Here is a 25,026-nt window from a genome sequence, read left to right on the forward strand (position 1 = left end):
AAAAATGTTCTAAAGCATTGGCTTGGCCATATCGATTGCATCCCGGTCATGGCAATGTCAAGCTGCCGCTTTACGTGTCCCTGCGAGCGTTGAGAGATCGCTTTGTGTCTGGAAAGGATTGCCCGGTGCGTGTGCACATGGATCGCCTGAAAGGGCTGCAACGGGTGCTCGTGCTCGCGGTAGGGGCATCGCTCCTCCTGGCCGCCTGCGGCAAGAAGGCCAAGCAGGCGGAGCCGGAGCCGCGCCCGGTGCGCGCCGTCACCGTGGCGCCGCAGGGCGTGGGCGACGCGGTCAGCCTGACCGGCCATGTGGAAGCGCAGAACGAGGCGAACTATGCCTTCCGCATCGGCGGTCGCATCACCGAGCGGCTGGTGAATGTGGGCGACGTGGTGCAGCCGGGCCAGGTGGTGGCACGGCTCGACCCGCAGCACGAGATCAATGCCCAGCGCTCCGCCCAGGCGGCGCTGACCTCGGCCCGCGGCCAGCTCACGGTGGCGCGCAACGCCTATGAGCGCCAGCGCGCTCTGCTTGCCCGCGGATTCACGCCCCGCGCCCAATACGAGCAGGCGGAACAGGGCTATCTCAGCGCCCAGTCCCAGGCGGACGATGCCGAGGCGCGCGCCAGGATCGCCGACGACCAGCTCAGCTTCACCGAGCTGAAGGCGGACAGCGCCGGCACCGTGACCGCCCGGCGCGCCGAGCCCGGCGAAGTGGTGCAGCCCGGCCAGCCCGTCATCACCGTGGCCCGCAAGGACGGGCGCGACGCGGTGTTCGACGTGCCCGCGCAGCTCCTGCGCAGCCTCCCGGCCGACCCCGATATCCGCGTGAGCCTCACGGACGATCCCGCCATCACCGCCTCCGGCCGGGTGCGCGAAGTGGCGCCCCAGGCCGATCCCGTGACCCGCACCTTCCAGGTGCGCGTCGGCCTCATCAACCCGCCGGAGGCCATGCGGCTCGGCGCCACCGTCACCGGCACCGCCCAGGTGGACAACGGCCCGGTGATCGAGGTGCCGGCGAGCGCCCTCACCCGCATCGACGGCAAGCCCGCCGTGTGGATCGTCGACCCCGCCGCCAAGACCGTCTCGCTGCGGCCGGTGGGCGTGGTGCGCTACACCCCCGCCAACGTGACGGTGGACGACGGGCTGAAGGAGAACGACATCGTCGTGACCGCCGGCGTCCAGGCGCTCCATCCGGGCCAGAAGGTCCGCCTCCTGGGAGCGGGCCGGTGACGTTCAATCTCTCGGAATGGGCGCTGAAGCACCGTTCCGTCGTGATCTATTTCATGGCGGTTGCGGTTCTGGCCGGTCTTTACTCCTACCAGCGGCTCGGCCGCGGCGAGGATCCCACCTTCATCATCAAGACCATGGTGGTCCAGGCCGGCTGGCCCGGCGCCTCCGTGGAGGAGATGACCAAGCAGGTGACCGAGCGGCTGGAGCGCACGCTCCAGGAGACGCCCAAGCTCGACTTCCTGCGCAGCTATACCAGCGCCGGCGTCACCACCATCTTCGTGAACCTGAAGGGCAGCGCCACCGCCCAGGAGGTCCCGGACATCTGGTACCACGTGCGCAAGAGCGTGGGCGATATGCGCGCCACCCTGCCCCAGGGTGTGGTGGGCCCCGGTTTCAATGATGAGTTCGGCGACACGTTCGGCATCATCTATGGCTTCACCGCCGACGGCTTCTCCCAGCGCGAATTGCGCGATTATGTGGAGGATGTGCGCTCCAAGCTCCTGAACATTCCCGACGTCTCCAAGATCGAGATATTGGGCGCGCAGGACGAGCGCATCTTCATCGAATTCTCCATGCAGGAGCTGGCGAGCCTCGGCATCGACCGGGGCGCGCTCATCCAGGCGCTCCAGGCGCAGAACGTGGTGCAGCCGGCGGGCACCATCGAGACCGGCAACGAGATCATCTCGTTGCGCGTCTCCGGCGCGTTCCAGGACGAGCGGGACATCGCCGACGTCAATTTCGTGGTGAACGGCCGGGTGCTGCGCCTGTCCGACATCGCCACCGTCCGGCGCGGCACCGCCGATCCGCCCCAGCCCATCTTCCGGGTGAACAACCAGCAGGCGCTGGGCCTCGCCATCGCCATGCGCGACGGCGGCGACATCCTGGCCCTGGGCCGGAACATCAGCCGCGCCATGGCCGATATCACCACCGATCTGCCCATCGGCATCGAGCCCATCCTGGTGGCGGACCAGGCGGTGACCGTGGACGACGCCATCGGCGAGTTCATGAGCTCGCTCTGGCAGGCCATCGGCATCATCCTGGTGGTGAGCTTCATCAGCCTCGGCGTGCGCGCGGGCATGGTGGTGGCGCTGTCCATCCCGCTCACGCTCGCCATCGTGTTCGCGGTGATGGACCTTGTCGGCATCGACATGCAGCGCATCTCGCTGGGCGCGCTCATCATCGCGCTGGCGCTCATGGTGGACGACGCCATGACCACCACGGACGCCACCATCAACCGCCTCGCCGCGGGCGATGACAAGGAGAGCGCGGCCACCTTCGCCTTCCGCACCTACGCCATGGCCATGCTGGCGGGCACCCTGGTGACGGTGGCGGGCTTCGTGCCCATCGGCTTCGCCGCCTCCTCGGCGGGCGAATACACTTTCTCGCTGTTCGCGGTGGTCTCGATCGCCCTCATCGTTTCCTGGTTCGTGGCGGTGATCTTCGCGCCGCTGCTCGGCGTGCTGCTTCTGAAGGCGCCGAAGAAGAAGGCCGGCGATGCGCCGGAGAAGCCGAGCCGCGTGCTCGGCGCCTATCGGGGCCTCCTCACGCTGGCCTTGCGCGGGCGCTGGGTCACCCTCGCCATCTCGGTCGGCCTGTTCGTGCTGTCCTTCCTGGCGCTGCCGCTCATCCCGCGCCAGTTCTTTCCCTCCTCCGACCGGCCCGAGCTGCTGGTGGATCTGCGCCTGCCGCAGAACGCCTCCATCTATGCCAGCGAGACCCTGGCCGAGCGGTTCGACGCGCTGTTGAAGGACGACAAGGACGTGGCGCGCTGGAGCACCTATGTGGGGCGCGGCGCCATCCGCTTCTACCTGCCGCTCAACGTGCAGCTCCCCAACGACTTCTTCGCCCAGGCGGTGATTGTCGCCAAGGACGTTGCGGCGCGCGAGCGCCTCCGGGTGCGGCTGGAAAAGGCGCTGGAGAACGACTTCCCCAGCGTGGTCGGGCGCGTCTACCCGCTGGAACTCGGCCCGCCCGTGGGCTGGCCGGTGCAATACCGCGTCGTGGGACCGGACATCGAGAAGGTGCGCGCCATCGCCTTCGATCTCGCCCATGTGCTCGATACCGACCCGCGCACTGAGCGCGTGAATTTCGACTGGATCGAGCCCACCCGCGAGGTGCGCATCCGGGTGGACCAGAACCAGGCGCGGCTTCTGGGCCTCTCCACCCAGTCGCTGGCCGGGGTGCTGAACACCGTCATGTCCGGCCGGCCGGTGACGCAGGTGCGCGACGACATCTATCTCGTCAACGTGGTGCTGCGCGCCACCGACGAACAGCGCGTCTCGCTCGCCAACCTTTCCACCCTCCAGGTGCCCCTCCCCTCGGGGCGCACCGTACCGCTGAGCCAGCTCGCCACCTTCGAGTACACGCAGGACTATCCGGTGATCTGGCGGCGCGACCGGGTGCCGACCCTCACCGTGCAGGCGGACGTGATCCCCGGAAAGCTGCCGGAAAGCGTGGTGAGCGCGCTGGCGCCGAAAATCGCGCAGATCAACAAGACCCTGCCCCGCGGCTACCGCATCGAGACCGGCGGCACCGTGGAGGAGAGCGTGAAGTCGCAGGCCTCGGTGGTGGCCGTGGTGCCGGTGATGCTGCTCATCATGTTCACGGTGCTCATGCTCCAGCTCCAGAGCTTCCAGCGCCTCATCCTGGTGCTGAGCGTGGCGCCCCTCGGCCTCATCGGGGTCGCGGCGGCGCTGCTGCTCTCGGGCAAGCCCCTCGGCTTCGTCGCCATCCTCGGCGTGCTGGCGCTCATCGGCATGATCACCAAGAATGCCGTGATCCTCATCGGCCAGATCGAGGCGGAACGGGAAGCCGGCGCCACCGTGTGGGACGCGGTGGTGACCGCGAGCTGCACGCGCTTCCGGCCCATCATGCTCACCGCCGTCTCCACGGTGCTCGGCATGATCCCCATCGCGCCCACGGTGTTCTGGGGGCCCATGGCGTTTGCGATCATGGGCGGGCTTTTGGTGGCCACCATGCTCACCTTGATCTTCCTGCCGGCGCTCTACGTGACCTGGTTCGGCCCCGACGCACGCCTTGAGGGCGCCGGGCAGCCTGTGGAGGCATGACGCCTCCGCATTTCTTAAAGGGATAGAGAAGCGATGCCGTCCTTCAACCAAGACCGCCCGCCGCTTCTCGTCGATCTCGCCCTCCAGGGCGGCGGCTCCCACGGCGCCTTCACCTGGGGGGTGCTCGACCGCCTCCTGGAGGAGCCCTGGCTGAAGATCGAAGGCGTGTCCGGCACCTCCGCCGGCGCCATGAACGCGGCCCTGCTGGTGGACGGCCTCGCCGCCGGGGGGCCCGCGGGCGCGAAGGCGTCGCTGGAGCGCTTCTGGCGCGCGGTCTCGCGGGCCGCGCTCATGAGCCCCATCCAGCGCGGGCCGCTGGACATCCTGCTCGGCAAATGGAGCCTCGACTACTCCCCCGCCTATCTCACCATGGATCTCGTGGCGCGCATGTTCTCGCCCTATGACCTGAACCCGCGCGGCAAGAACCCGCTCAGCGACATCCTGAACGAGGCCATCGATTTCAAGCGGCTGTCGAAGAGCCCGGTGAAGCTCTTCATCACCGCCACCAACGTGCTCTCCGGCCGCGCCCGCGTGTTCCGCAACCCGGAGATTTCCCCCGAAGTGCTGCTGGCGAGCGCCTGCCTGCCCTTCATGTTCCACGCGGTGGAGATTGACGGCGAGCCCTATTGGGACGGCGGCTACATGGGCAACCCCACCATCACGCCCTTGGTGCGGGAGTGCGATTCGCAGGACACCATCATCGTCCAGATCAACCCGGTGGAGCGGCCGACCGCGCCCCGCAGCGCGCGCGACATCCTCGACCGGCTGAATGAGATCTCCTTCAATTCCGCCACCCTGAAGGAATTGCGCATGATCGCGCTGCTGCGGCAGGTGGCCGATCCCGGCCATGCGGAAGGCGCGCGCTGGGCGAACATGCGCGTGCACCGGGTCCACAGCCACCTGATGCTGGAGCTGGGCGCCTCCTCCAAGCTCAATGCGGAATGGGGCTTCCTCACCATGCTGCGGGACGAGGGCCGCAAGGCGGCGGACACCTTCCTGGCCAAGACGAGCGGCGATCTCGGCGTGCGCTCCTCTGTCGATCTCGACGTGCTGCTGAAGGACATCTGACCCATGGGTCTCCTCGGTATTCTCCTCGGCCTCGGGCTGCTCCTGTTTCTCGCCTATCGCGGCTGGTCCATCCTTCTTCTGGCGCCCGTGGCGGCGCTGGTGGCGGCGGCGTTTTCCGGCGAGCCGCTGCTCGCCCACTGGACCCAGACCTTCATGCAGAACGCCGCCACCTTCGTGGCGCAGTTCTTCCCCCTGTTCCTTTTGGGCGCGCTGTTCGGCAAGCTCATGGACGACAGCGGCTCGGTCACCGTCATCGCCGAGGAGATGACGCGGCGCCTGGGCGAGAAGCGCGCCATGCTGGCGGTGGTGCTGGCCGGCGCCATCGTCACCTATGGCGGGGTGAGCCTGTTCGTCGCCTTCTTCGTGCTGGCGCCCATGGCCACCGCTCTGTTCCGCTCGGCCGGCGTGCCGCGCCGGCTCATGCCGGCGGCCATCGCGCTCGGCACCTCCACCTTCACCATGTCGGCCATGCCCGGCACACCGGCGATCCAGAACGCCATTCCCATGCCCTTCTTCGGCACCACGCCGTTCGCGGCGCCGGGGCTCGGCCTCATCGCCTCCGCCATCATGCTGGGCTTCGGCATGTGGTGGTTGACGCGCGCGGAGAAGACGGCGCGGGCCAAAGGCGAGGGCTTCGGCGACGAGGCGGTGGCCGGCGACATCGCCAACGACCAGTTCCTGCGCGAGCGCGCCACCGCCTCCCACGAATTCGACACGGCGGAACTCGCCCACGGCGCCCACAGCACCAGCGCGCCGCCGCTCTGGGTGGCGGCGCTGCCTCTCGTCGTGGTGGTGGGCGTGAACCTCATCATGTCCCTGGCCGTCCTGCCGCGCATGGATGTGAGCTTCCTCGCCGAGGAGCGCTGGGGCAACACCACCCTCGCCGCCGTGGGCGGCGTGTGGTCGGTCGCTGTGGCGCTGGCGAGCGCCATCGTGGTTCTGGTCGCGCTCAACTTCCGCCGCCTGCCGGCTTTGAAGGACACCATGGATGCCGGCGCCAACGCCTCGGTGCTTCCCGCCTTCAGCGTTGCGAGCCTCGTAGGCTTCGGCGCCGTGGTGGCGGCCCTTCCCGCCTTCGCCCTCGTGCGCGACTGGGTGCTGGGCATCGAAGGCGGGCCGCTGGTGTCGCTGGCCATCGCCACCAACATCCTCGCCGCGCTCACCGGCTCGGCCTCGGGCGGCCTCACCATCGCGCTGGACGCGCTGGGCGCCGCCTATATGCAGCTTGCGGCCCAGACCGGCCTCGACCCGGCCTTGATGCACCGCGTGGCGGTGATCGGCGCCGGTACGCTGGACAGCCTGCCCCATAATGGCGCGGTGGTGACGCTGCTGGCCGTGTGCGGCTCCACCCATGCCAAGAGCTATTTCGACCTCGTCATGGTGGCGGTGGTGGGCGCCATCCTGGCTCTTGTGGCGGTGATCGTCATCGGCGGCGCGGTTGGGTCGTTCTGAGCGTGGCTTGACGACCATATCCAAAGACCCGGCGGACCCTCCACCTCTCCCCGAGGGGGAGAGGTCGGCTGCGTAGCAGCCGGGTGAGGGGGCTCCGGCGCTTCAGGACTTGAGAGGGTGGTTCCCCCTCACCCCGCCCCTCTCCCCCGCGGGGAGAGGGAGGATGGCGCTTGCCTTCGGGATTGGACTGCGGCGCGTGCATTAAGGGTTGCTAGTTCCCTCTCCCGCTTGCGGGGGAGGGTTAGGGAGGGGGAAGCTGCCGCCTGTCGAACCTTCCCAGACGCTTGTTCTGCTTGAGAGCCCCCTCCCCAGCCCTCCCCCGCAAGCGGGAGAGGGAGCGCAATGCACCTACAACTCCGCATTCCCAGAGACGCGCCCGAGAGACGCAGCAATTTCAGCCGCGACCTTCGGCGGTGCGGTTGGATCGTGCTGCAGCGCGTGCTTTGATGGGGCGAGCATTCCCTCTCCCGCAGGGGGAAAGCGAGGGAGGGGGAATGGCTGGGCACACATGTGCCGGCCGGCGCTCTCCTGCGTAAAATCTGCCCCCTCCCCAACCCTCCCCCGCACGCGGGAGAGGGGGCATCCGGTGCGTCATTCGGGGGCCGGCTGGGGGAGAGACAGACCACATGACGCCCACCGCCCTTCAGGTGCCCGGCCTCCTCACCTTTACCATCGCCATCCTGGTCTTCTTCCTCGGCGCAGGCCTCAACAAGGCCGTCGCGCCCCTGCGCCGATGGAACATCCCGGAAGCGGTCTCCGGCGGCCTCGTGGCAGCGCTGGCGACGCTGGCCGCCTACAAGGTCCTGGGCGTCGCCGTGAGCTTCAACCTCGAAGCGCGGGACATGCTGCTGCTCTATTTCTTCACCGGCATCGGCCTCAATGCCCGCCTCTCCGACCTCATCGCCGGCGGGCGGCCGCTGCTGATCCTGCTTGCGCTCACCGTCGGCTATCTCATCCTCCAGAACGTCATCGCTACGGGCGCTGCCGGCGCACTCGGCCTGCCGGACGGCATCGCGCCGCTGCTGGGGTCGGTGTCGCTCATCGGCGGCCACGGCACCACCATCGCCTGGGCGCCGCTGATCACGCAGCGCTTCGGCCTCTCCAACGCCATGGAGGTGGGCATCGCTTCCGCCACCCTCGGCCTCGTCATCGCCAGCCTCGTGGGCGGGCCGGTGGCGGGCATCCTCATCTCCCGCTTCAAGCTGAAAGGCCCTGTGGGCGACGATCCTGTGGTGGGCATCGCCGACGGCCATGGCGACCCGGACGCGGGCCGGCTCGATTATATGAGCGTACTCAGCTCACTCCTCGTGCTCAACATCGCCATCATCATCGGCTTCGCGCTGGAGGAAACGGTGCTGGCGACGGGCATCAAGCTGCCCATGTTCGTGGTGTGCCTGCTGGTGGCCATCGTCCTCACCAACACCGTGCCGCGCGTGCTCCCGAGGGTGCCGTGGCCCACTCGCACGCGGGCGCTGGCGCTGATCTCCGACCTGTCGCTCAACATCTTCCTCGCCATGTCGCTCATGAGCATGCAGCTCTGGACCCTGGGCGGGCTCGGCCCGGCGCTGGTGGTCGTGCTCGGCATCCAGACGCTGGCGGCGGTGGCCTATATCCTGTTCGTGGTGTTCCCCGCCATGGGCCGGGACTATCGGGCAGCCGTGCTCTCCGCCGGCTTCACCGGCATCAGCCTTGGCGCGACACCCACCGCCATCGCCAACATGACGGCGGTGACGAAGGTGCACGGCCCGGCGCCCACCGCCTTCATCATCCTGCCTCTGGTGTCGGCCTTCTTCATCGACATCGCCAACGCCTTCGCCATCGGCTTCATGCTGCGCTGAGCGATCGCCCTATCGTCATCCCCGGGCATGATGGCGGCGTTCTGGGCGGCTAATTCCGCATCCCGGCGCTGAAGATGAGGATGGGCGCGGCCACCACCGCGCCGACGGTGTTGCCCACCGCCTGGGCCGCGACGGCGCCGTTTCCGCCCCCCTCGCCTTCCGAGATGGTCTGCCCCGCCACCATGCGATTGCCGAGGAGCTGCACCGCTTCCGGCGTGTTCGCGAACTTGCCGTGGTTCAGCGGGTCCCCGCTCTGCAGCGCGGTGAGGTCGAGCACCGTGATGCCGCGCGCCGCCTCAAGCTGCGAACGGTAGGGCTCCTGGCTGAGATCCACCGCACCCACGCGCGTCACGCCGCCGGCAATGAAGGAGGAGAGGCCGAGGGCGCGGTCGTTGCGCGAGACGAAAATGGTGATGTCGGGCCGCTTCTCGCCCATCTCCACCACCTGCCGGCGGAACACGTCCACGTCGAGGTCGGGCGAGGCGAGGATCACGTTGGAGATCTTGGCGGGGATGCGCCCCTGCTCCAAAGCGAGCTGGCGCAGGGCCTCCATGGTCAGCCAGGCGCCCATGGAATGGGCCAGCACCACCACCTCGTCCACCTTCGGGCTGCTGGCCGCGGCGCGCAGCACGTAAGCGAGGTCCGAGCGGGAGAAATTGGTGCTCTCGCGGTCATAGACGTAATCGAGCGCGCTGCCCCGGGAGGGCCAGGAGAACATGACCGGCGCGAGGCTGGCATTCATGTCGTGGACGAATTGCGCGAAGAAGAAGACCGCCCCGTCAAAGCGGGTGTTGAAGCCGTGCACGAAAATGAGCACGCGCCGCTTGCCGGTGGTGGCGAGCCACTTGCCCACATCCGCCCGCTGCACGTTGGACAGAGAGGTGACAGCGAATTCCCGCGCCGGATCGCCCGGCGCCTGGGTGGGCCACTGGATCGACCCCACCTGCCGGTTCGGCGGGATGGAGACCACCACGTTCGCAAAAGAGAGCCCGTTGCCGCGCTCGCCGTTGAAGACCACGCCGGGCGTCTCGCTCGGCGCACGGGTGGTGGCGACCAGCATGTCCACCTTGTCCGCATTGGCCGGCGGGTTCTCGACGGGAATGAGCATGCCCTCGGGCCGCCCGCACGCACACAGCGCCAGAACCGCTGCCGCCGCACCTCCACGCGCAAGGATACCGAGCCAAGTCACAGAACGCCCCTCCCGTCCGAAGGCATTCCTAGCCCATTCGGCGCGGGAACTGAATGACCGGCGTGCGTCAGCGTAAATGCCCCTGCGTCACTCCGCAGCCATGGGCAGCGCGGCGGCGATCTGCTTATGGAACAGGGTGAGGGCCCGCGCGCAGGCCTGGTCCATGTTGTAATAGGCATAATCACCGAGCCGTCCCGCGAAGAAGACCCGCCCCTTCAATTCCTCCGCGCGCTTGAGATAGGGCTGGAGAAGTGCGGTCGAGGCTTCCGTGGGCACTGGATAATAACGCTCGTTCACACCAGGCATGTGCGCTTCGGGATATTCGTGGATCAGGACCGGCTGGCCGTCGGGCGTGCCGCTGAGGTGCCGCTGGTCGGTGATGCGCGTGAAGTCGAACTCGTTCGGGAAGTTCATGGTGCCCACCGGCAGCCCGCGATGGGGCGCCACCGCCATGGGCTCGAACCTCAGGCTGCGATAGGGAAGCGCGCCATATTCGTAGTCGAAGAATTCGTCGATGGCGCCGGTATAGACGATCCGCGCATGGGGCATGGCGGCGGACAGGCTTTTCCAGTCCACCCCTAGGCGCACGCTGATGCGGGGGTGATCCAGCAGGCGGCGGAACAGGGCCGTATAGCCCTCCTCGGGCATGGCCTGGTAGGTGTCCTGGAAATAGCGGTCGTCGCGGCTCACATGCACCGGAACGCGGGCCGTGACGCTGGGATCGAGCTGGTCCGGCCTGAGGCTCCACTGCTTGAGCGTGTAGCCCTCGAACACCTTCTGGAAGATGTAGGTGCCGAGGAATCGCAGATCCGGATCCGCCTCCTGCCGCAGCTTCAGGATGGGCACCTTCTTGCCGAAGCCGTAGCGGGAGATGAGGGCCTCGGAGAGGCGGTCCGCCATGCGTGGCGGGAACAGGGCGCGGACCGAATTCAGGTTGAAGGGGATCGGCACCGCGCACCCATCCACCATGCCGAGCACGCGGTGATAATAGGGCCGCCACGCGGTGAACCGGCTGAGGTAGTCCCACACCGGCTTGCTGTTGGTATGGAAGATATGCGGGCCGTAGCGATGGATGAGGCAACCGCTCTCGTGCGGTTCGTCATAGGCATTGCCCGCGATATGCGTGCGCCGGTCGATGACCAGCACGTCCTGGCCGAGCCCGCTGGCGATGCGCTCGGCCACCACCGCGCCGGTGAAGCCGGCTCCCACGATCACCCAATCAGGCGCGCTCATGCCGTTTTCCTTTCAGGGCCGGTCGGCGGCATTGCCGCGAAATATTCGGGGTGGTCCAGCGTCAGCGATTTCATCGCCGCGTATTGAGGGCCGAAGGAGAAATGGCCCGCGAAGGCGGCGGTGGTCACAACGGCGGGCCGGGACTGGCTGACCGCCTTGGCGCAGATGTATTCCTCGTCGGCCCCTAGGGTGCTCATGCCCGCCAGCAATCGCCTGCGGAACACGGGGAAGTGCCCGATCTGCTCCCAGAAGGCGCGCTCGAAGGCCACGAGGCCGATGGAGAACTGGACCGGGCACAGCAGGGTGCGGACCGGCCGCGCCGCCAGGAGCCGCGCCGTCTCCTCGAGCGGCGCGGTGTGCTCCCACATCCAGCGCGCGGCGGCCGGGTCGAGCTGGATCGGCACGCCGAAACCGGCGATGCGGGCGCGGCCGAACTTCGCCTCGTATGCGTCCAGCAGATCCAGTTGCTCCAGCAGATAGCGATAGCAGAAGCCGTTCACAGGGATTACGGGGGCAACGAAGCCGGGGTCCACGATGCCGTCGGACTTGATGCGGCGGTATTGCTCGATCAGCGAGGAGAGGCTGTCGGGAAGCAGGAACATGTCCTCGTCCACCTTGACGATCAGCTCCGCGCTTTCATGCGCCGCATAGCTCACATTCTGCGCGAGGCAGACATCGTTGGTGGAGGTGGAGAGATAGCTCCAGCCCTCGTGCGCGCAGAGTTCGGCAAGATGGGCATTGTGCAGGCCGGGGGAGACGATGCACACGTCCACGTCCGGCAGCGCGGCGCGGAAGCGCGGCATCACGTAAGGCCACAAATCGGCCTTGTAGCCCGCAAGCATGCAGACGAGGACCGACGCGCCCCGGCTGCGGTTCTCAAACCGGACGTGGTCCTGGAATCTCAGCCACTGGTCGATCTCCCGGGCCCATCGCCTCAGGCCACCATAGACGGCAGGGGTCAGCCGGCTGCGAAACGCGGGCGCGCGGATCAGCTGGGGCACGTGTGACTGAAGTGGCATCGCGTCCCCGAGTCTCGTCCTTCGGCCCGCCCGTCCGTCCGCATGTCCATCCGTGGTAGGTCTCCGCTCTCGTTCGATTTTCGGCGATCGAGCCCCGCGGTCCGGAAGCCACCCGGCAAGGCTTCCCCATTGTCAGCGCGAAGCTTCCGTCCGCCAGGGCGAAAAGGACGGACGCGCCCGCAGACGAAAGACGTAGCCCGGTCCGTACCCTTGTGCCGAACCCGTCAGGCGGTGTGTTTCAATGTGCCGAGATCTGTCCCATTGGGGGAAGCGGCGGGCGCGAAGCAGACGTCCTGCTCCATACGCAATCGGTCGCAGAGACGATGGTGCGGCACGTCCACATCGTCGTAGGTCACCACCTCGTCGCGCCGCACCGGGCGCCGCAGGCGGCACCCTTCGGCGAGACCCACGGGCAGCAGGCGCTCGCGCTGCGCCACATCGTGATTTTCCGCGAGCCCGTATGTCTTGTAGCCGCCGAAGCCATCGATGAGGTCGCCGGGCACGAGGTCCACCTTCGCGGTGGTCACCACATCCACCACGGGACCGGCGAGTGGTGCCAGCGCGGCGTCCTTGAAGATCACCGCCCGCGCGATGGTGTTCGGCACCTCGAAATGGCAGAGGTGATAGGGCGTGTAGAACACATAGATGGGCCCCGCCCCCAGCTTGTAGAGCTGGAGATAGCGTCTCTGCATCGGATGCTCGCAAGTGCCGAGCACGAACACGCCCGGCGCGGGGAGCGCGCCCACCACGTAATCGACGATGCCCGGCCCCTCCATCATGGCGTTCAGGGGAAACCAGTTGGGCGCCTCGTCCACCGCCTCTCCCCTCTTGTCGGGGCCATACATGCCGCGCTTCGCCACCCGCATGCCCGTGGCATTGGCGACCAGCGCCTGCTCGAAGGAGATCTTGGTGCCGTCCGCGAACGAGGCAACCATGTGCGGCTTCTGCCCCCAGCGTCGGGCAAACTCCATTTGCGTGCTGGGATTGCGGTGCGGGTCGTGCAGCCCCTTGATGTTGCCGCACATGATGGGCTTCACGCCGATGCCGCGCACGAAGCGGTAGAGGTTCATGGTCTCGCCCGGCTGGTCGCCGTCGCAACTGGTGAGGATCACCCCCTGGCGGTCGGCATAGACCTTCAGGATGGGGCCGATGGTGCCATCGAGCTCGGCATTCATGAGCACCACGTGCTTGCCGTGGGTGATGGCCGCCATGGCGACATGGGCGCCGTATTCCACGGCTCCGGTCGCCTCGATGACCACGTCGATATTGCCGGCGGCGCACACCAAAGTCGGGTCGTCGGTGATAGCGATGCCCTGCTGCGTCACCACCTGCTCCAGCGCATCGATGCTGCTGACCTCGCACGTGTCGAACCCCGCCTTCGCGCAGATGAGGCGCGCCTTCTCCACGTTGCGGTTGACCACGGCGACGAGGCGCATGCCCCGTGCGACGGTGAGGAGCTGCAGCGCGATGCCCGCGCCCATGAAGCCCGCCCCCACCAGCGCGACGCGGATGTGGCGGCCTTCGCTCTCCAGGCGCTCCAGGGCGGTGTCGACGATGATCATGGGACGTAGTCCGGCCATTGCCGGTCCCGCTCCGAGATCACGCTCACGGGCAGCGGCCATTCGATACCAAAGGCCGGATCATCGAAGCGCACGCCCGCTTCCGCCCGCGGCGCGTGCTCGCGCCCCATGAAATAGCCGACGCGGGTATCATCGGCGAGCGTGATCAGGCCATGGGCGAAGCCAGGCGGCACATAGATCATGCGCCCATTATGGGCGGTCAGCTCGACGCCCAACCATTGGCAATAAGTGGGGGAGGACGACCTGAGATCGACGATCACGTCGTGGATGGCACCGGCGAGGCACTGCACCACCTTGTCCTCGCCGTAGGGCGCGCTCTGATAATGCATGCCGCGCAAGGTGCCGCGCTGCACATTGTGGGACATGCCGCACTGGATCAGCGTGTCCGCAAGGCCATGGCGGGCAAACTCCTGCGCGCACCATGTGCGGGCGAAGAAGCCCCGCTCGTCCACGCGACGCTCCATTTCGATGATGTAGGCGCCCTCAAGCCGGGTCGGAGAGAAGATCACGGCGGCCGGCCTCCTTCCTCTGTCAGGGAACGGCGGCGAGGTCGGCGCCGGCCCGGAGCGGCACGGGGGTCACCCAGCGCAGGCCGGTATCGAGGCTTCCCTCCGCCATCAGCCGCCGCAGCGTCGAGATGCGGCGGAAGCGCGGGCCCTCGAAATCCTCCACACTGATCCCCACGCGCCGATAGGCCTCGTAAAGCTGCTCGGCGCCCTTGCGGGCGGTCCATTGCGGCTGGAACTCGGGAAGCTGCGTGCGCGCCTTCTCGAAGCTGACACGGTAGGAGCGCTTGTCCGGCTCCCCGCCGGGCGCATAGTCGATGACGCAGCCGGGCACCACCTGGCGCACGATCTCCGCGAGCTCGCGAACCTGATAATTCTCCGCATCGCGGCCGATATTGAACGCCTGGTTGTGGACGCACTCGCGCGGCGCGCGGGCGGCGGCGATGAAGGCGCGGATGATGTCCTCGATATGGACGATGGGCCGCCAGGGCGTGCCGTCGCTCTTGATGAGCACCGTGCCCTTCGCCACCGCCCAGGCCACCAGATTGTTCAGCACCAGATCGAAGCGCAGGCGCGGCGACACCCCATAGGCGGTGGCATTGCGCAGGAAGACCGGGCTGAAATGGGCATCGGCCAAAGCGGAAAGGCTCCATTCCACCATGGCCTTGGAGCGCGCATAGGGGGTGAGCGGAGCGAACGGGGCCTCCTCGGTCACTGCCTCGTCCCCCGATGCGCCATAGAGGCTGCACGAGGACGAGAAGATGAAGCGCTTCACCCCCGCCTGCTTGGCCAGCGTCGCGAGCCGCACGGTGGCGGCGTGGTTGAATTCGTAGGTGACGGTGGGGTTGAGATCACCCAAGGGGTCGTTGGACAGGGCTGCGAGATGGAACACCGCGTCGAAGCCTTCGAGGTGCCGCGCCTGAAGGTCGAGGATGTTGGCATGGATGTGCTGCCCGCCCGCCTCGGGCGGCTCGAAGATGCACGCCTCGAATAGGTCCGCATCGACGCCGACCACCTCGAAGCCGTCCCGCGCCAGCATCGGCGCCATGACGGAGCCGATATAGCCTGTGTCCCCCGTGACCAGCACCCTCATGACGCGACCCCCAGAATGCGGACGGTGTCGAGCGGCGTCACCACCGGCGGCATCTTCGCGAGCCAGGGGGGATTGCCGCGCTGGAAGACGTCCTGGAGCAGCAGCATGTCGCGCAGCGTGTCCATGGACTGCCAGAAGCCCTCATGGCGGAAGGCCGAAAGCTGGCCCTCCTCGCTGAGCCGGCGCATGGGCTCCTGCTCCCAGACCGTGGCGTCGCCATCGATATAGTTGAAGACCTCGGGCTCCAGCACGAAGAAGCCACCATTCACCCACGCCCCGTCGCCGCGCGGCTTCTCCCGGAAGTCGCCGATGAGGGTTTCGTCATTGCTGAGCGTGAAGGCGCCGAAGCGGCCGGGCGGCTGCACCGCGGTCAGGGTGGCGAGCCGGCGCTGCCGGCGGTGGAAGGCGATGAGCTCGGTGAGGTCCACATCGCTCAGGCCGTCGCCATAGGTGCAGCAGAAGGTTTCCCCGCCGACATATTTGGCGATGCGCCTCAGGCGGCCGCCGGTCATGGTCTCCTCGCCGGTGTCCGCCAGCGTCACGCGCCACGGCTCCACGGCATTGGCGTGATAGATCGTGTCGCCGGAGCGGAAGTCGAACGTCACGTCGGCATTGCGCAGGCCGTAAGTGGCGAAATATTCCTTGATGACATTGCCCTTATGGCCGCAGCAGACGACGAAGTCGGTGAGGCCGTGGGAGGCGTAGAGCTTCATCAGGTGCCACAGGATGGGCTGCCCGCCGATCTCCACCATGGGCTTGGGCCGCACGCTGGTTTCCTCGACGAGCCGCGTGCCTTTTCCGCCCGCAAGAATGACAACCTTCATGGCGCCGCTCCTTCAAGAGGGATCCTGGATCAGGGTCGCGCTGGCCCGCGCGGGTCGATGATCTCGACTTCGGGAATGGGGACGATGAAGCGCCCGCCCCAGTCGGCGATATGCTTCATCTGCTCCATGATCTCGGACTTCAGGTTCCAGGGCAGGATCAGCAGATAGTCCGGCTTCATCTCGTCGATCATTTCGACGGGGAGGATGGGGATGTGCATGCCGGGCGTGTAGAGCCCATGCTTGTAAGGGTTGCGGTCCACGGTGAAGTCGAGGAAATCGGTGCCGATGCCGCAATAATTGAGCAGGGTGTTGCCCTTGCCCGGCGCGCCGTAGCCGGCGATGCACTTGTTCTCGTTCTTCAGCGCAATCAAGGCGGAGAGCAGGTTCCTTTTGCTCTGCCGGACCCGCTCCCCGAACCGGGTATAGGCGACGCGCCCCTCAAAGCCGGCATGGCGCTCGCGCTCCAGCACCATGTCCACACGCGGCGCGCGCGCATGGGCGCTGCTATCCGCATGGGTGAGATAGATCCGGAGCGACCCGCCATGGGTGGGAAGCTCCTCCACATCGAACACGTCGAGGCCGTGGTGCCGGACGACGCGCTGGGCGGTGAGCAGCGAGAAATAGGAGAAGTGCTCGTGGTAGATGGTGTCGAACTGGTTCTCCACCATCAGCCGTTCGAGGTGGGGGAATTCCAGCGTGACGACGCCCTCCGGCGCCAGGAGCCGCTTGAGGCCGGCGACGAAATCGTTGAGGTCCGGCACGTGCGCGAACACGTTGTTGCCGATGATGAGGTCTGCCGGGCGCCCCTCCGCGACGAGCTGCTGCGCGAGCTCCAGGCCGAAGAACTCCCCGACGATGGGAATGCCCTTCGCCCGCGCCGCGTCGGCCACATTCGCCGCCGGCTCGATGCCGAGCACGGGAATGCCCAGGGGCAGGAAGTGCTGGAGGAGGTAGCCGTCATTCGCCGCGATCTCCACCACCCTGCTGTTCTCGTGAAGGCCGAGCCGCCGGGCGATCATCTCGCAATAGAGCCGGGCGTGCTCCACCCAGGAGGGGGAGTAGGAGGAGAAATAGGCGTATTCGCAGAAGATCTCGGCCGGGCTCACATAATCCCGGAGCTGCACCAGCCGGCAGTCGGAGCACACCATCACATGGAGCGGAAAGTACGGCTCCATCTCATCCAGCCGGTCCACCTGCACGAAGCTCTGCACCAAAGGCGACATGCCGAGGTCCACGAATGTTTCGCTTAAGGGGGAGCCGCAATGGCGGCAATGACAGGTTCCGCCCGCGCGCGTGCCGGGGCCATTCGGGAACCCGATCTGAGAGACCTCATTCCGGATCGCGCCTTGAGGATCGAGCTTGTTCACGGTGGATTTCCGGTGGACCTGAATTTGAAGTGTGAACCCGGGACGGATGCACCGCGAAGTACCGAAAACGGCCGTTTTTCGCGTGTGCGAGACGCGGCCTCCAAATCGGAGCGTAGGGGCATCAGCCGAATGGCTTGGCCTCCTATACGATCTGATAAGAAGCGGCCGGCAGACCGAACCGAACCGACAAGCTCCGGCTTACCCGCGCGAGCCGCAGGAACGGCCATTCGGCGACGGCACGCGCATAATCCTGCGGGGTCGGCAGGGCCGACGCCTTCGCCAGCCAGTCGAGATGCTGGTTCAGGAGCGTGAGCTGCCGGCGCGCCCGCCACAGCAGCAGATAGCGATAATAGAAGTGGAGGTGCCGCTTGCGGCACTTCAGATATTCAGCCTCGCTATCGAAAACCTTCGGGCCCCACCGGTCTATCAGTTGCAGCTCGGACCACATCTTCAGATGATTGGGCGTCGCCAGCGTGGACGTGACGGAATGCTCATGCAGGCGGGTGATCACCAGGGGCTCGTGCACATAGGCGTACCGGCTTTTGCAGAGCACGCGCATGGCCGCATCCATGTCGATGGAGAGAAGCCGGGTGCCGTGGAATTCCGTGTCGTAGAAGGCTTCCGGCATGGGGCCGGCCCGCTTGCGGTACAGGCAGTGCAGATGCGGGAAGCCGTGGATGGCATTGAGCAGCGAGCCGCGCACGATGGCGCGCCCGTCGAACACGTCGCGGTCGCGCGGCAGTTCCGCGCCGAGAAGGGTTTCGTTCGCCCATTCCTGGCAGCCGATGATGTCGACGTCCTTATGCCGCTCGCCCATGGCCACCATCTTCTCGATGCCTTGCGAGAGGATGAGATCGTCCGCCGGCAGGATGCGGAAATAGGCCGCCCTGCGCGGCACGAGGCGCAGCACCGCGTTCCAATTGTCGAGCATGGACAAGGTTTTTGCATTGCGCGCGACCATCAGTGGAACACGGCCGTCGGCAAAGCGCGCGATGATGTCGGGGGTCGCATCGGTGCTCGCATTGTCGAGCACGCAATGCACGATGTTGGGATAGGTCTGCGCCTGGACGCAGGCCATGGTCTCGGCGAGGAAAGGCGCGCCGTTATAGACCGGCGTCGCGATTACCACGAGGGGCCAGCCCGCCTCGCCTTGCGAAGATTGAGCCACCATGGGCCGGGCCTCCAGCTTCATAGGTCTGCCAGGACGGTCCCAGCCCCCGCGGACAGAGGACCACGATCCGCTGCCGCACCGGCTTTACTTGTCTTCTGAGAACAGGCGATTGGACAGCAAAGCCGCCTCGGTGCGGTTCTTCGCCTTCAGCTTCTTCATGATGTTGCGGACATGCACCTTCACCGTGCTCTCGCACATGTTCAGCTCATAGGCGATGAGCTTGTTGGGCATGCCCTTGCGCAGCGCCTTGGCCACGGAGAGCTGGCGGGCGGAGAGCGAGAACGTGTCTTCCACCTCTGAGACGATCTTCGTCCCGTTGAAGCTTGCCATGGCCACGAGGCTGGATGCGGGCACGAAAATCCCGCCCACAATGACCAGATGGAGGATCTGCACCGCCACCTCCAGTGAGACACTGGTGGGGATGTAGGCGCGCGCACCGCTTTCAAGTGCCTTGAGGATGCGCTCCGGCTCCTCGCGGTCCGACATGACCGCGAACATTACGGGCGGCTCGAGGGCCTGAAGCTCGGTGAGGCCTTGCTCGGCGGCGGCAAGCGCAGCGTCCGACCCCTCCCCGCTGGGCATGCACAGAAGGACGATGGCCGCATCGGAGCGGTCCGGCGCGTCCTGCCAGTCGGCAACGCTGTGATAGATTCTAAAGATGCTCTCCCGGTCCAACGACCGCAGTGCAGCAAGCAGGCACTGGCTGAACAGGACGCGGGGTTCGATGACCGCGACCACCGGAGATTTCTGCAAGCTTCGATCAAGCTCATCGCATGCGGCTGGAAAGCTGATGCATCCATCTTGGGGAGGCATAGCCATTCGCCGCGCTTCGGATATCCCATTGACATGTGCTGTAGCCATGGTCGCCACCTTCGAAGCGCTGACGGTTTCGGATGCGCGCGCAATCCAATATAGGTGAGATGGACGCCGGCGCACATACACCCAAAGGATGTAGATCAGATCAAATAAGCCAATTTCGAGTAGTTATCCTCCTGGATGTACCTGAAAATACAAGGGTAATTATCAGAGATCATGAAAACAAAAATCAAATCCTGGAAAATATATTATAATTCAGGCCACGTGGACCTGAATTTCATTCAAGATACTGCATGCAATCGAGCAAAGCGAGAACGCGGCGCCGAGCGCTTTCGTGCACCGCACAAGTTCGGGGAGAACCACACTGCACTGCGAAATGCAAATAAAATCTACAGGATATTGGCTTTATTTACTCTTATATTTGTAATTAAGACCCATTTCTGGATCAGAAACGGAGGAAATATATGAAAGATTGTCTATATTTTCTTTCTCACTATATAGATTAATAGATCAATACCCCGCGATTTGAGAAGCGGGTTTTTTACAGACAAGCTTCGAAATTACTGAGAATCTATACGATGCATGAATTGTGTTTCACGTCTTCGTGTCACAAGCGTTACTCTACGTCATAATTGCTGCCCCGTTCCAGGCCAATGGAACCCTGGAACGTGGCGGGATTCATGTGGTGCGGGGGCATCTCTGACCTCGGAAAACATATGATCCGGGCCTGTTTTCCCGCACGCGCCGGCGACGTGTGCGGTGCCGTTCAAAACGCGGCGCTCGAAGTACAAACACCATGTTTCGCGCCCGCATTCCTCGCTAAACCCGCTTGGGCGAACACAGGCGAAGCATCAAGCCGATAAAATGCCGCCGACACGGTCTTCAGGGGACGACTACCCAGAAAGGCGTACCCATGACCATCGGTATGAGGGATCCAGGATCCCGTCCGGTGGATCCGCCCTTACGCCCCGCACGGCCAAGCCTTGTCCAGCGGGCCGGCGGAAACTGACAACCATCGGCGTGAATATGCAAGCGCCTCTTAAGGCCAGCATTCGCCGCAAAAGGCCATGGTCCGGACCGCCGGCATCACCGGCCCGCATGATGGCCGCAATGTCGCGACACCGCCTCCCTTTGGAGACGTTGCACCGGCGCCCCCTTCCATTACCCTTCCACCATCATGTTCCCGGTGAAGGCTGCCATGTCCCTGTCTTCCTTCACCGGAGCACGAACGCACATCGACGCGTCGGAGGTGCGCATGAGCCATTCCCGTCTCGGGAGAACCGCATCACGCAAGGCCGGCTCGCCCGACAGGGCTGAACGCCGTTCACCACCGCACGCCTGATCGGGAGCGATCTCGCAGGCTCACCTGTGAGCTCGCTTATGTTCATGTCGCTGACGCTGCCGACCAATCGAACCACCGGCCTCGGCCCCGGAGATCCGCGGCTCAATCTCGAGGATGGCAAGCGGTTCCTGAGCGCGTCGGAAATCTCCGCCTTCCTGCGCCGCCATGCGTATTTGATCCTCATCCCCATGGCCGCGGCCCTGGTTCTTGCGGTGATCTATGTGGAGTTCGCGACGCCAATCTACACCGCGCGGGCGCAGCTCATCATCGATCCGAGAATTCCCGAGCAGCTCCGTGTCCAGACGGGAGACCAGGTGGCGTCCCTCGACACCGCGCAGGTGGAGAGCCAGATCGCCGTCCTGCGCTCCGAGCGCATCGCCACCATGGTCATCGACAAGCTCGGCCTGATGGATGCCCCCGATTTCCAGCCGCGCTCCTCGCTTCTCGGCTGGCTCATGGGCCTGTTCCATACCGAGAAGGCCCCCGGTCCATTGTCGAAACTGGAGAAGGAGCGGCGCACCATAGAGACCTTCGCCGAGGGCCTCGATGCGCGGCGGGCCGGCCTGTCCTACGCCATGGATGTCTCGTTCAGCTCGCCGAACCCCGTGCGGGCAGCCGAAATCGCCAATGCCACGGCCGAAGCCTATATCCAGGACCAGCTTGCGGCGCGCTCCCAGGCCGCGCGGGTGGGCGGAGACTGGCTGGAGCAGCGCACCCTCGAACTCCGCACCCAGATGAATGCCGCCGCACGCGCGGTGCAGGAGTTCAAGGCCGGCCACGATTACCGCATCCTCAAGCGCCCCACGGAGGCGCAGGCGGCAACGGGAGCGCCCTCCCCGGCCCTGCCGCGCAACACCCTCGAAGAGCTGGAAACCACAGCCTACATCTATCGCCGTGTCTATGAGAGCTTCCTGCAAGGCTTCACGGAGGCGGTGCAGCGCCAGTCCTTCCCGGTCTCGGACGCACGCATCCTCACCCCCGCGACCGCGCCGCTGGCGCCGAGTGAGCCGCGCAGCAAGCTCGTCCTCGCCCTCGGCGCCCTGCTGGGCACCATGGTGGGCTTCAGCCTCGCCCTCGCCCGCCACCATCTCGACCGCAGCGTGCGCGGGCCGCATCAGCTCCGTGCCGAGCTTGGAATCGAATGCCTGGGCCAGCTGCCCGTCCTGCCGGGGGTGCCCGGGCTTGATCCGCCGCGCCGTGCGCTCTCCGGGCCGTCCCGCGAGACCACGCCCACCGCGCCCGCCGCCATGGTGACGGCGCACCAGCCGCCGCCCGAGGGCCATCATTATTTCGACGAGGTGCTGAAGCCCGTCACGTCGCGGTTCCGCGACGAACTGCTCGGCGTGAAGACCCTGATCGAGATCTATGGGCGGTCGAGCCCGCTGCATTGCTTCGGCGTGACCTCGGTGAATGCCGGCGAAGGCAAGAGCACCATCGCCAGCAATCTCGCCACCCTGTTCGCCGCATCCGGCCAGCGGGTGCTGATCGTGGACGCGAACCTGCGCAGCCGCTCCTTGACGAAGAAGGTGTCACCCAATGCGCCCTTGGGCCTGTCCGAAGTGCTCCGGGGCCTCGCCCCCCTTGGCCAGGCGGTGGTGCCTGTGGCGCGCGGAAGGGTGGACCTGCTGCCGGCGGCGGGAGCGGAATCCAGCATAGGCGGCAATGAGGTGGTCAGCTCCGACGCCGTGCACCTGCTGCTGCTGGAAGCCGTGCAGGCCTATGACATCGTCATCGTCGACCTTCCGCCCCTGATGCCCATGGATGCCGCACTGACACTGAGCGCGATCCTCGACGGGGTGGTCATCGCGGTTCAGTCGGGAGCGACCTCCATCGACGCCCTCGGAGAGGCTGTCCATTGGCTGGGAGCGGCGCGGGCGAAGATTCTGGGCGCCGTGATCACCAAGGCGGAAGCGTAGGGCGGATCGACGTTCACTCGTCTCTGGATCGCCTCAAAGAACCACCGTCATGGCTGTAAAGAGCGAGGATCGTTCGCCATTCTAAGTATCGATCCACCCAGGGTCATCCGGCCGCGCCGAAAGCCTGCCTCTCAACCCGGAACCACACCCCGACAGGCCCAGGCCACGGCCGCGAAGGAGCGGGGGCCGTCAGGCTGCTCGGCCTCGTAGGCGGCCCGCACCGCCGCCTCGGCCTTGGCCCGGCGCGCCGGATCGAGCCCCGCCGCATACTTGCCCAGTGGCCCCTCGCCGGCGGCGATCGGCTCCCAATAGTCGGCAAAGTTCTCGTACTCCATGCGGATCAGGAGCGAGGTCTGCTCCACCTCCGCAAGGCCCTGCGCGAGGAAGCTCTGCCGCATCTCGCCCGGCCGCATCATGGGCTGGAAGCAGTACTGGCTGCGCACCCGCCGAGCCTCCTCATCCTGCGCGGCAACCGTGTCCAGCATCATGCGCATGTTGGACATCCCGCCGAGATGGTCCCACACCGCCGCCGCGACCACGCCGCCGGGTCGCACCACGCGGCGCATCTCGGCCACCGCCTTGTCGGCGTCGGGCACAAAATGGAGGACGAGCAGCGCCAGAGCGCGATCGAACCGGCCATCGGGGAACGGGATGGCGCAGGCATCACCCTGCTGAATGGTGATGCGCGGATCGGTGTTTCGCCTCTGCGCCTCCTCGACGAAGACCGGCGAATAGTCGATGGCCGCGACCTCGTCCACCTCGGCCGCCTGGGGCAGCGCAAAGGTCAGGCTGCCCGTGCCGCACCCGACATCGAGCACCCGGTCGCCATCCGCCACGCCGGCAAAATCGAGGAACGGCCCCGCCAGCATCTGGCTCCAGCGGCCCATGAGCCGGTCGTATCCGGCAGCGCTGCGGACGGTGAAGTTCGACGGCATGACGATCCCCTCTTCTGCAGCAGCGCATGCGCGCTCCTGCATGCGGGCCTCCCGCCGGCAGTCAGCTTATCAAGAATCCGGCGGCCCGCTTACCGGCTGCTCCGCCCCGCGACCGCCGGCGCTGTCTCCGCCGCCTGCACCGGCGGCCCGTCCCCCGGCAGAGGCAGGTCGATCTTCACCGTATCGCCCGGCTCCACGAGCGTGGTTTCAGAGGCCTGGATCTCCACCGGCCGGCCATCCACCTGGCGCACGATGACATAGGTGGGCAGAAGGCGCCGCCCCCTGATGTGGTCCGCCAGCAGGCGGGGGGCGATCACCTCCGCCTCGTAGAGCAGCTTCTGGCCGGTGACGGTCTTGTGCTCGATCTGTTCCAGCTTGGCCTGGGTGTCGCGCAGATCGAGGGTGACTTCGTTCACTCTCTTATTGCGCAGCTCGATGAGCGCGATGTCCGTCTTGCTGGCCTCCTGCCGCACGCGCAGGAGCTCCGTCTCCAGGCGCAGCCGGTCCCCCTGGATCTGGGCGATGCCGCGCTCCAAGGCGAGCTGGCGGGGGGTGATGACGTAGCCTTTCTCCACAAGGGTGGCGACGCCCTCCAGTTCCTTGCTCACCAAGGCCAGCTGCTTGTCCTGCGTGACCAGCTGCGCTTTCAGGGATTCCGCCTCCTTGCCGAGGAAGGTCTTCAGCTCCGCCAGGGCGTCTGCCTGCGCTTTGAGGGCCTCGTTGCGCGCCTGGAAGATCAATTGCTCCTGCTGCATGAGGAGGATGATCGGCCGCTCTGCCTCGCGGCGCTTGAGCTCGGCCGGAAACTCTATCTCAGTTGCATCCTTGAGCTCGGCCTGAAGGCGGGCGCGGCGGCCGCGCAGAGCATCGGTTTCATGGTTGAGCAGGCTGATATCGCCTTCGGCCGCGATGGCGTCCCGCCCGAGCCGCATCAGCCCCGCATCGGAAGGGCGCAGAACGCCGCCGGCAATGGCGGTCGCCTGGAGCACGGTCAATCCGGGCTTGAAGGGATAAGGGCCGGGCTTGGCCACCTCCCCCGACACAAAAAAGGGCCTGAACAGCACCACCTCCACCGCCGTGTCCGGCGGTTCCAGAAGCCCCATGCGGGCCTTGAGGCGCTCGCCGATGCTCCGGGCGATCTCGCTGGTCATAAGGCCCTCGGCGGGCACCTCGCCGACCAGGGGGATGGAGAGATTGCCCTCGGCGCCCACGGTGAATTCGGCGCCCAGCGCCTCCCATTCGAAGATCTGGTCCTGGGAGGCGCGCCATTCATAGACCTTCAGGCGAATGCGGTCCTCAGGACCGAGCCGATACTCCATGCCGGCGGCCGCCACGGGCCTACCGGAAAGAAAGGTGGAAAAAACCGCCGCCAACAGAATT

The 25,026-nt window shown here is 66.2% G+C and carries 18 protein-coding genes; 6 read left to right on the plus strand and 12 right to left on the minus strand.

From position 1 onward, the window contains the following. Positions 1-137: 137 nt before the first annotated feature. From ABLE91_RS24730 to gltS, 5 genes are all read left to right on the plus strand, one after another. Positions 138-1,229: an efflux RND transporter periplasmic adaptor subunit gene (locus ABLE91_RS24730; RefSeq protein ID WP_348935205.1), complete on the plus strand. Its 1,092-nt coding sequence runs from the start codon at positions 138-140 to the stop codon at positions 1,227-1,229. Beyond that, positions 1,226-4,297 (plus strand): efflux RND transporter permease subunit, encoded by a 3,072-nt coding sequence (locus ABLE91_RS24735; RefSeq protein WP_348935207.1) that lies wholly within the window; start codon positions 1,226-1,228, stop codon positions 4,295-4,297. The genes ABLE91_RS24730 and ABLE91_RS24735 overlap by 4 nt, the downstream gene beginning before the upstream one ends. 33 nt (positions 4,298-4,330) lie before the next feature. Next, positions 4,331-5,365 (plus strand): patatin-like phospholipase family protein, encoded by a 1,035-nt coding sequence (locus tag ABLE91_RS24740; protein ID WP_348935209.1) that lies wholly within the window; start codon positions 4,331-4,333, stop codon positions 5,363-5,365. Positions 5,366-5,368: 3 nt separating this feature from the next. Continuing rightward, positions 5,369-6,817 (plus strand): GntP family permease, encoded by a 1,449-nt coding sequence (locus ABLE91_RS24745; RefSeq protein WP_348935211.1) that lies wholly within the window; start codon positions 5,369-5,371, stop codon positions 6,815-6,817. 626 nt (positions 6,818-7,443) lie between these two features. Then, the gene (gene gltS, locus ABLE91_RS24750; protein WP_348935213.1) at positions 7,444-8,655 is read left to right on the plus strand and encodes a sodium/glutamate symporter; all 1,212 of its coding nucleotides are present in this window, start codon (positions 7,444-7,446) and stop codon (positions 8,653-8,655) included. Between the two features lie 49 nt (positions 8,656-8,704). Here the strand turns inward: gltS and ABLE91_RS24755 are convergent, their stop codons facing one another. The 10 genes from ABLE91_RS24755 to ABLE91_RS24800 all read right to left on the minus strand — a co-directional run bounded on the left by ABLE91_RS24755 (position 8,705) and on the right by ABLE91_RS24800 (position 19,375). After that, entirely contained in the window at positions 8,705-9,844 is a 1,140-nt protein-coding gene (locus tag ABLE91_RS24755) for an alpha/beta hydrolase (RefSeq protein ID WP_348935215.1), read from the minus strand. An 87-nt stretch (positions 9,845-9,931) separates the two neighbouring features. Then, positions 9,932-11,077 (minus strand): UDP-galactopyranose mutase, encoded by a 1,146-nt coding sequence (gene glf, locus ABLE91_RS24760; RefSeq protein ID WP_348935216.1) that lies wholly within the window; start codon positions 11,075-11,077, stop codon positions 9,932-9,934. After that, on the minus strand, positions 11,074-12,096 hold the full coding sequence (locus ABLE91_RS24765) for a hypothetical protein (RefSeq protein ID WP_348935218.1): 1,023 nt from the start codon (positions 12,094-12,096) through the stop codon (positions 11,074-11,076). Before ABLE91_RS24765 ends, glf begins: the two co-directional genes overlap by 4 nt. Before the next feature lie 224 nt (positions 12,097-12,320). Continuing rightward, positions 12,321-13,658 (minus strand): NAD(P)H-dependent oxidoreductase, encoded by a 1,338-nt coding sequence (locus tag ABLE91_RS24770; RefSeq protein WP_348935220.1) that lies wholly within the window; start codon positions 13,656-13,658, stop codon positions 12,321-12,323. Further along, a complete protein-coding gene (rfbC, locus tag ABLE91_RS24775) occupies positions 13,655-14,185 on the minus strand; it encodes a dTDP-4-dehydrorhamnose 3,5-epimerase (protein WP_348935221.1) in 531 nt (176 codons plus the stop codon). Before rfbC ends, ABLE91_RS24770 begins: the two co-directional genes overlap by 4 nt. Before the next feature lie 22 nt (positions 14,186-14,207). Next, on the minus strand, positions 14,208-15,275 hold the full coding sequence (locus tag ABLE91_RS24780) for an NAD-dependent epimerase/dehydratase family protein (protein ID WP_348935223.1): 1,068 nt from the start codon (positions 15,273-15,275) through the stop codon (positions 14,208-14,210). Beyond that, positions 15,272-16,099, minus strand: a complete 828-nt coding sequence (gene rfbF, locus ABLE91_RS24785; protein WP_348935225.1) for a glucose-1-phosphate cytidylyltransferase — start codon at positions 16,097-16,099, stop codon at positions 15,272-15,274. Before rfbF ends, ABLE91_RS24780 begins: the two co-directional genes overlap by 4 nt. A 29-nt stretch (positions 16,100-16,128) precedes the next feature. Continuing rightward, positions 16,129-17,418 carry a methyltransferase domain-containing protein gene (locus ABLE91_RS24790; RefSeq protein WP_348935326.1) on the minus strand — a complete coding sequence of 430 codons (1,290 nt, stop codon included), beginning with the start codon at positions 17,416-17,418 and terminating at the stop codon, positions 16,129-16,131. 190 nt (positions 17,419-17,608) lie between these two features. Further along, on the minus strand, positions 17,609-18,637 hold the full coding sequence (locus tag ABLE91_RS24795; RefSeq protein WP_348935226.1) for a glycosyltransferase: 1,029 nt from the start codon (positions 18,635-18,637) through the stop codon (positions 17,609-17,611). Between the two features lie 84 nt (positions 18,638-18,721). Further along, on the minus strand, positions 18,722-19,375 hold the full coding sequence (locus ABLE91_RS24800; protein ID WP_348935227.1) for a LuxR C-terminal-related transcriptional regulator: 654 nt from the start codon (positions 19,373-19,375) through the stop codon (positions 18,722-18,724). Positions 19,376-20,833: 1,458 nt separating this feature from the next. Here ABLE91_RS24800 and ABLE91_RS24805 point away from each other — a divergent pair. Continuing rightward, positions 20,834-22,711: a Wzz/FepE/Etk N-terminal domain-containing protein gene (locus ABLE91_RS24805; protein WP_348935228.1), complete on the plus strand. Its 1,878-nt coding sequence runs from the start codon at positions 20,834-20,836 to the stop codon at positions 22,709-22,711. Positions 22,712-22,842: 131 nt separating this feature from the next. Here the strand turns inward: ABLE91_RS24805 and ABLE91_RS24810 are convergent, their stop codons facing one another. Both ABLE91_RS24810 and ABLE91_RS24815 read right to left on the minus strand, forming a co-directional pair. Beyond that, a complete protein-coding gene (locus ABLE91_RS24810) occupies positions 22,843-23,646 on the minus strand; it encodes a class I SAM-dependent methyltransferase (protein WP_348935327.1) in 804 nt (267 codons plus the stop codon). An 89-nt stretch (positions 23,647-23,735) separates the two neighbouring features. Further along, entirely contained in the window at positions 23,736-24,980 is a 1,245-nt protein-coding gene (locus ABLE91_RS24815) for a polysaccharide biosynthesis/export family protein (protein WP_348935229.1), read from the minus strand. Positions 24,981-25,026 lie beyond the last annotated feature (46 nt).

This window comes from Aquabacter albus, assembly GCF_040049275.1.
Classification (GTDB): domain Bacteria; phylum Pseudomonadota; class Alphaproteobacteria; order Rhizobiales; family Xanthobacteraceae; genus Aquabacter.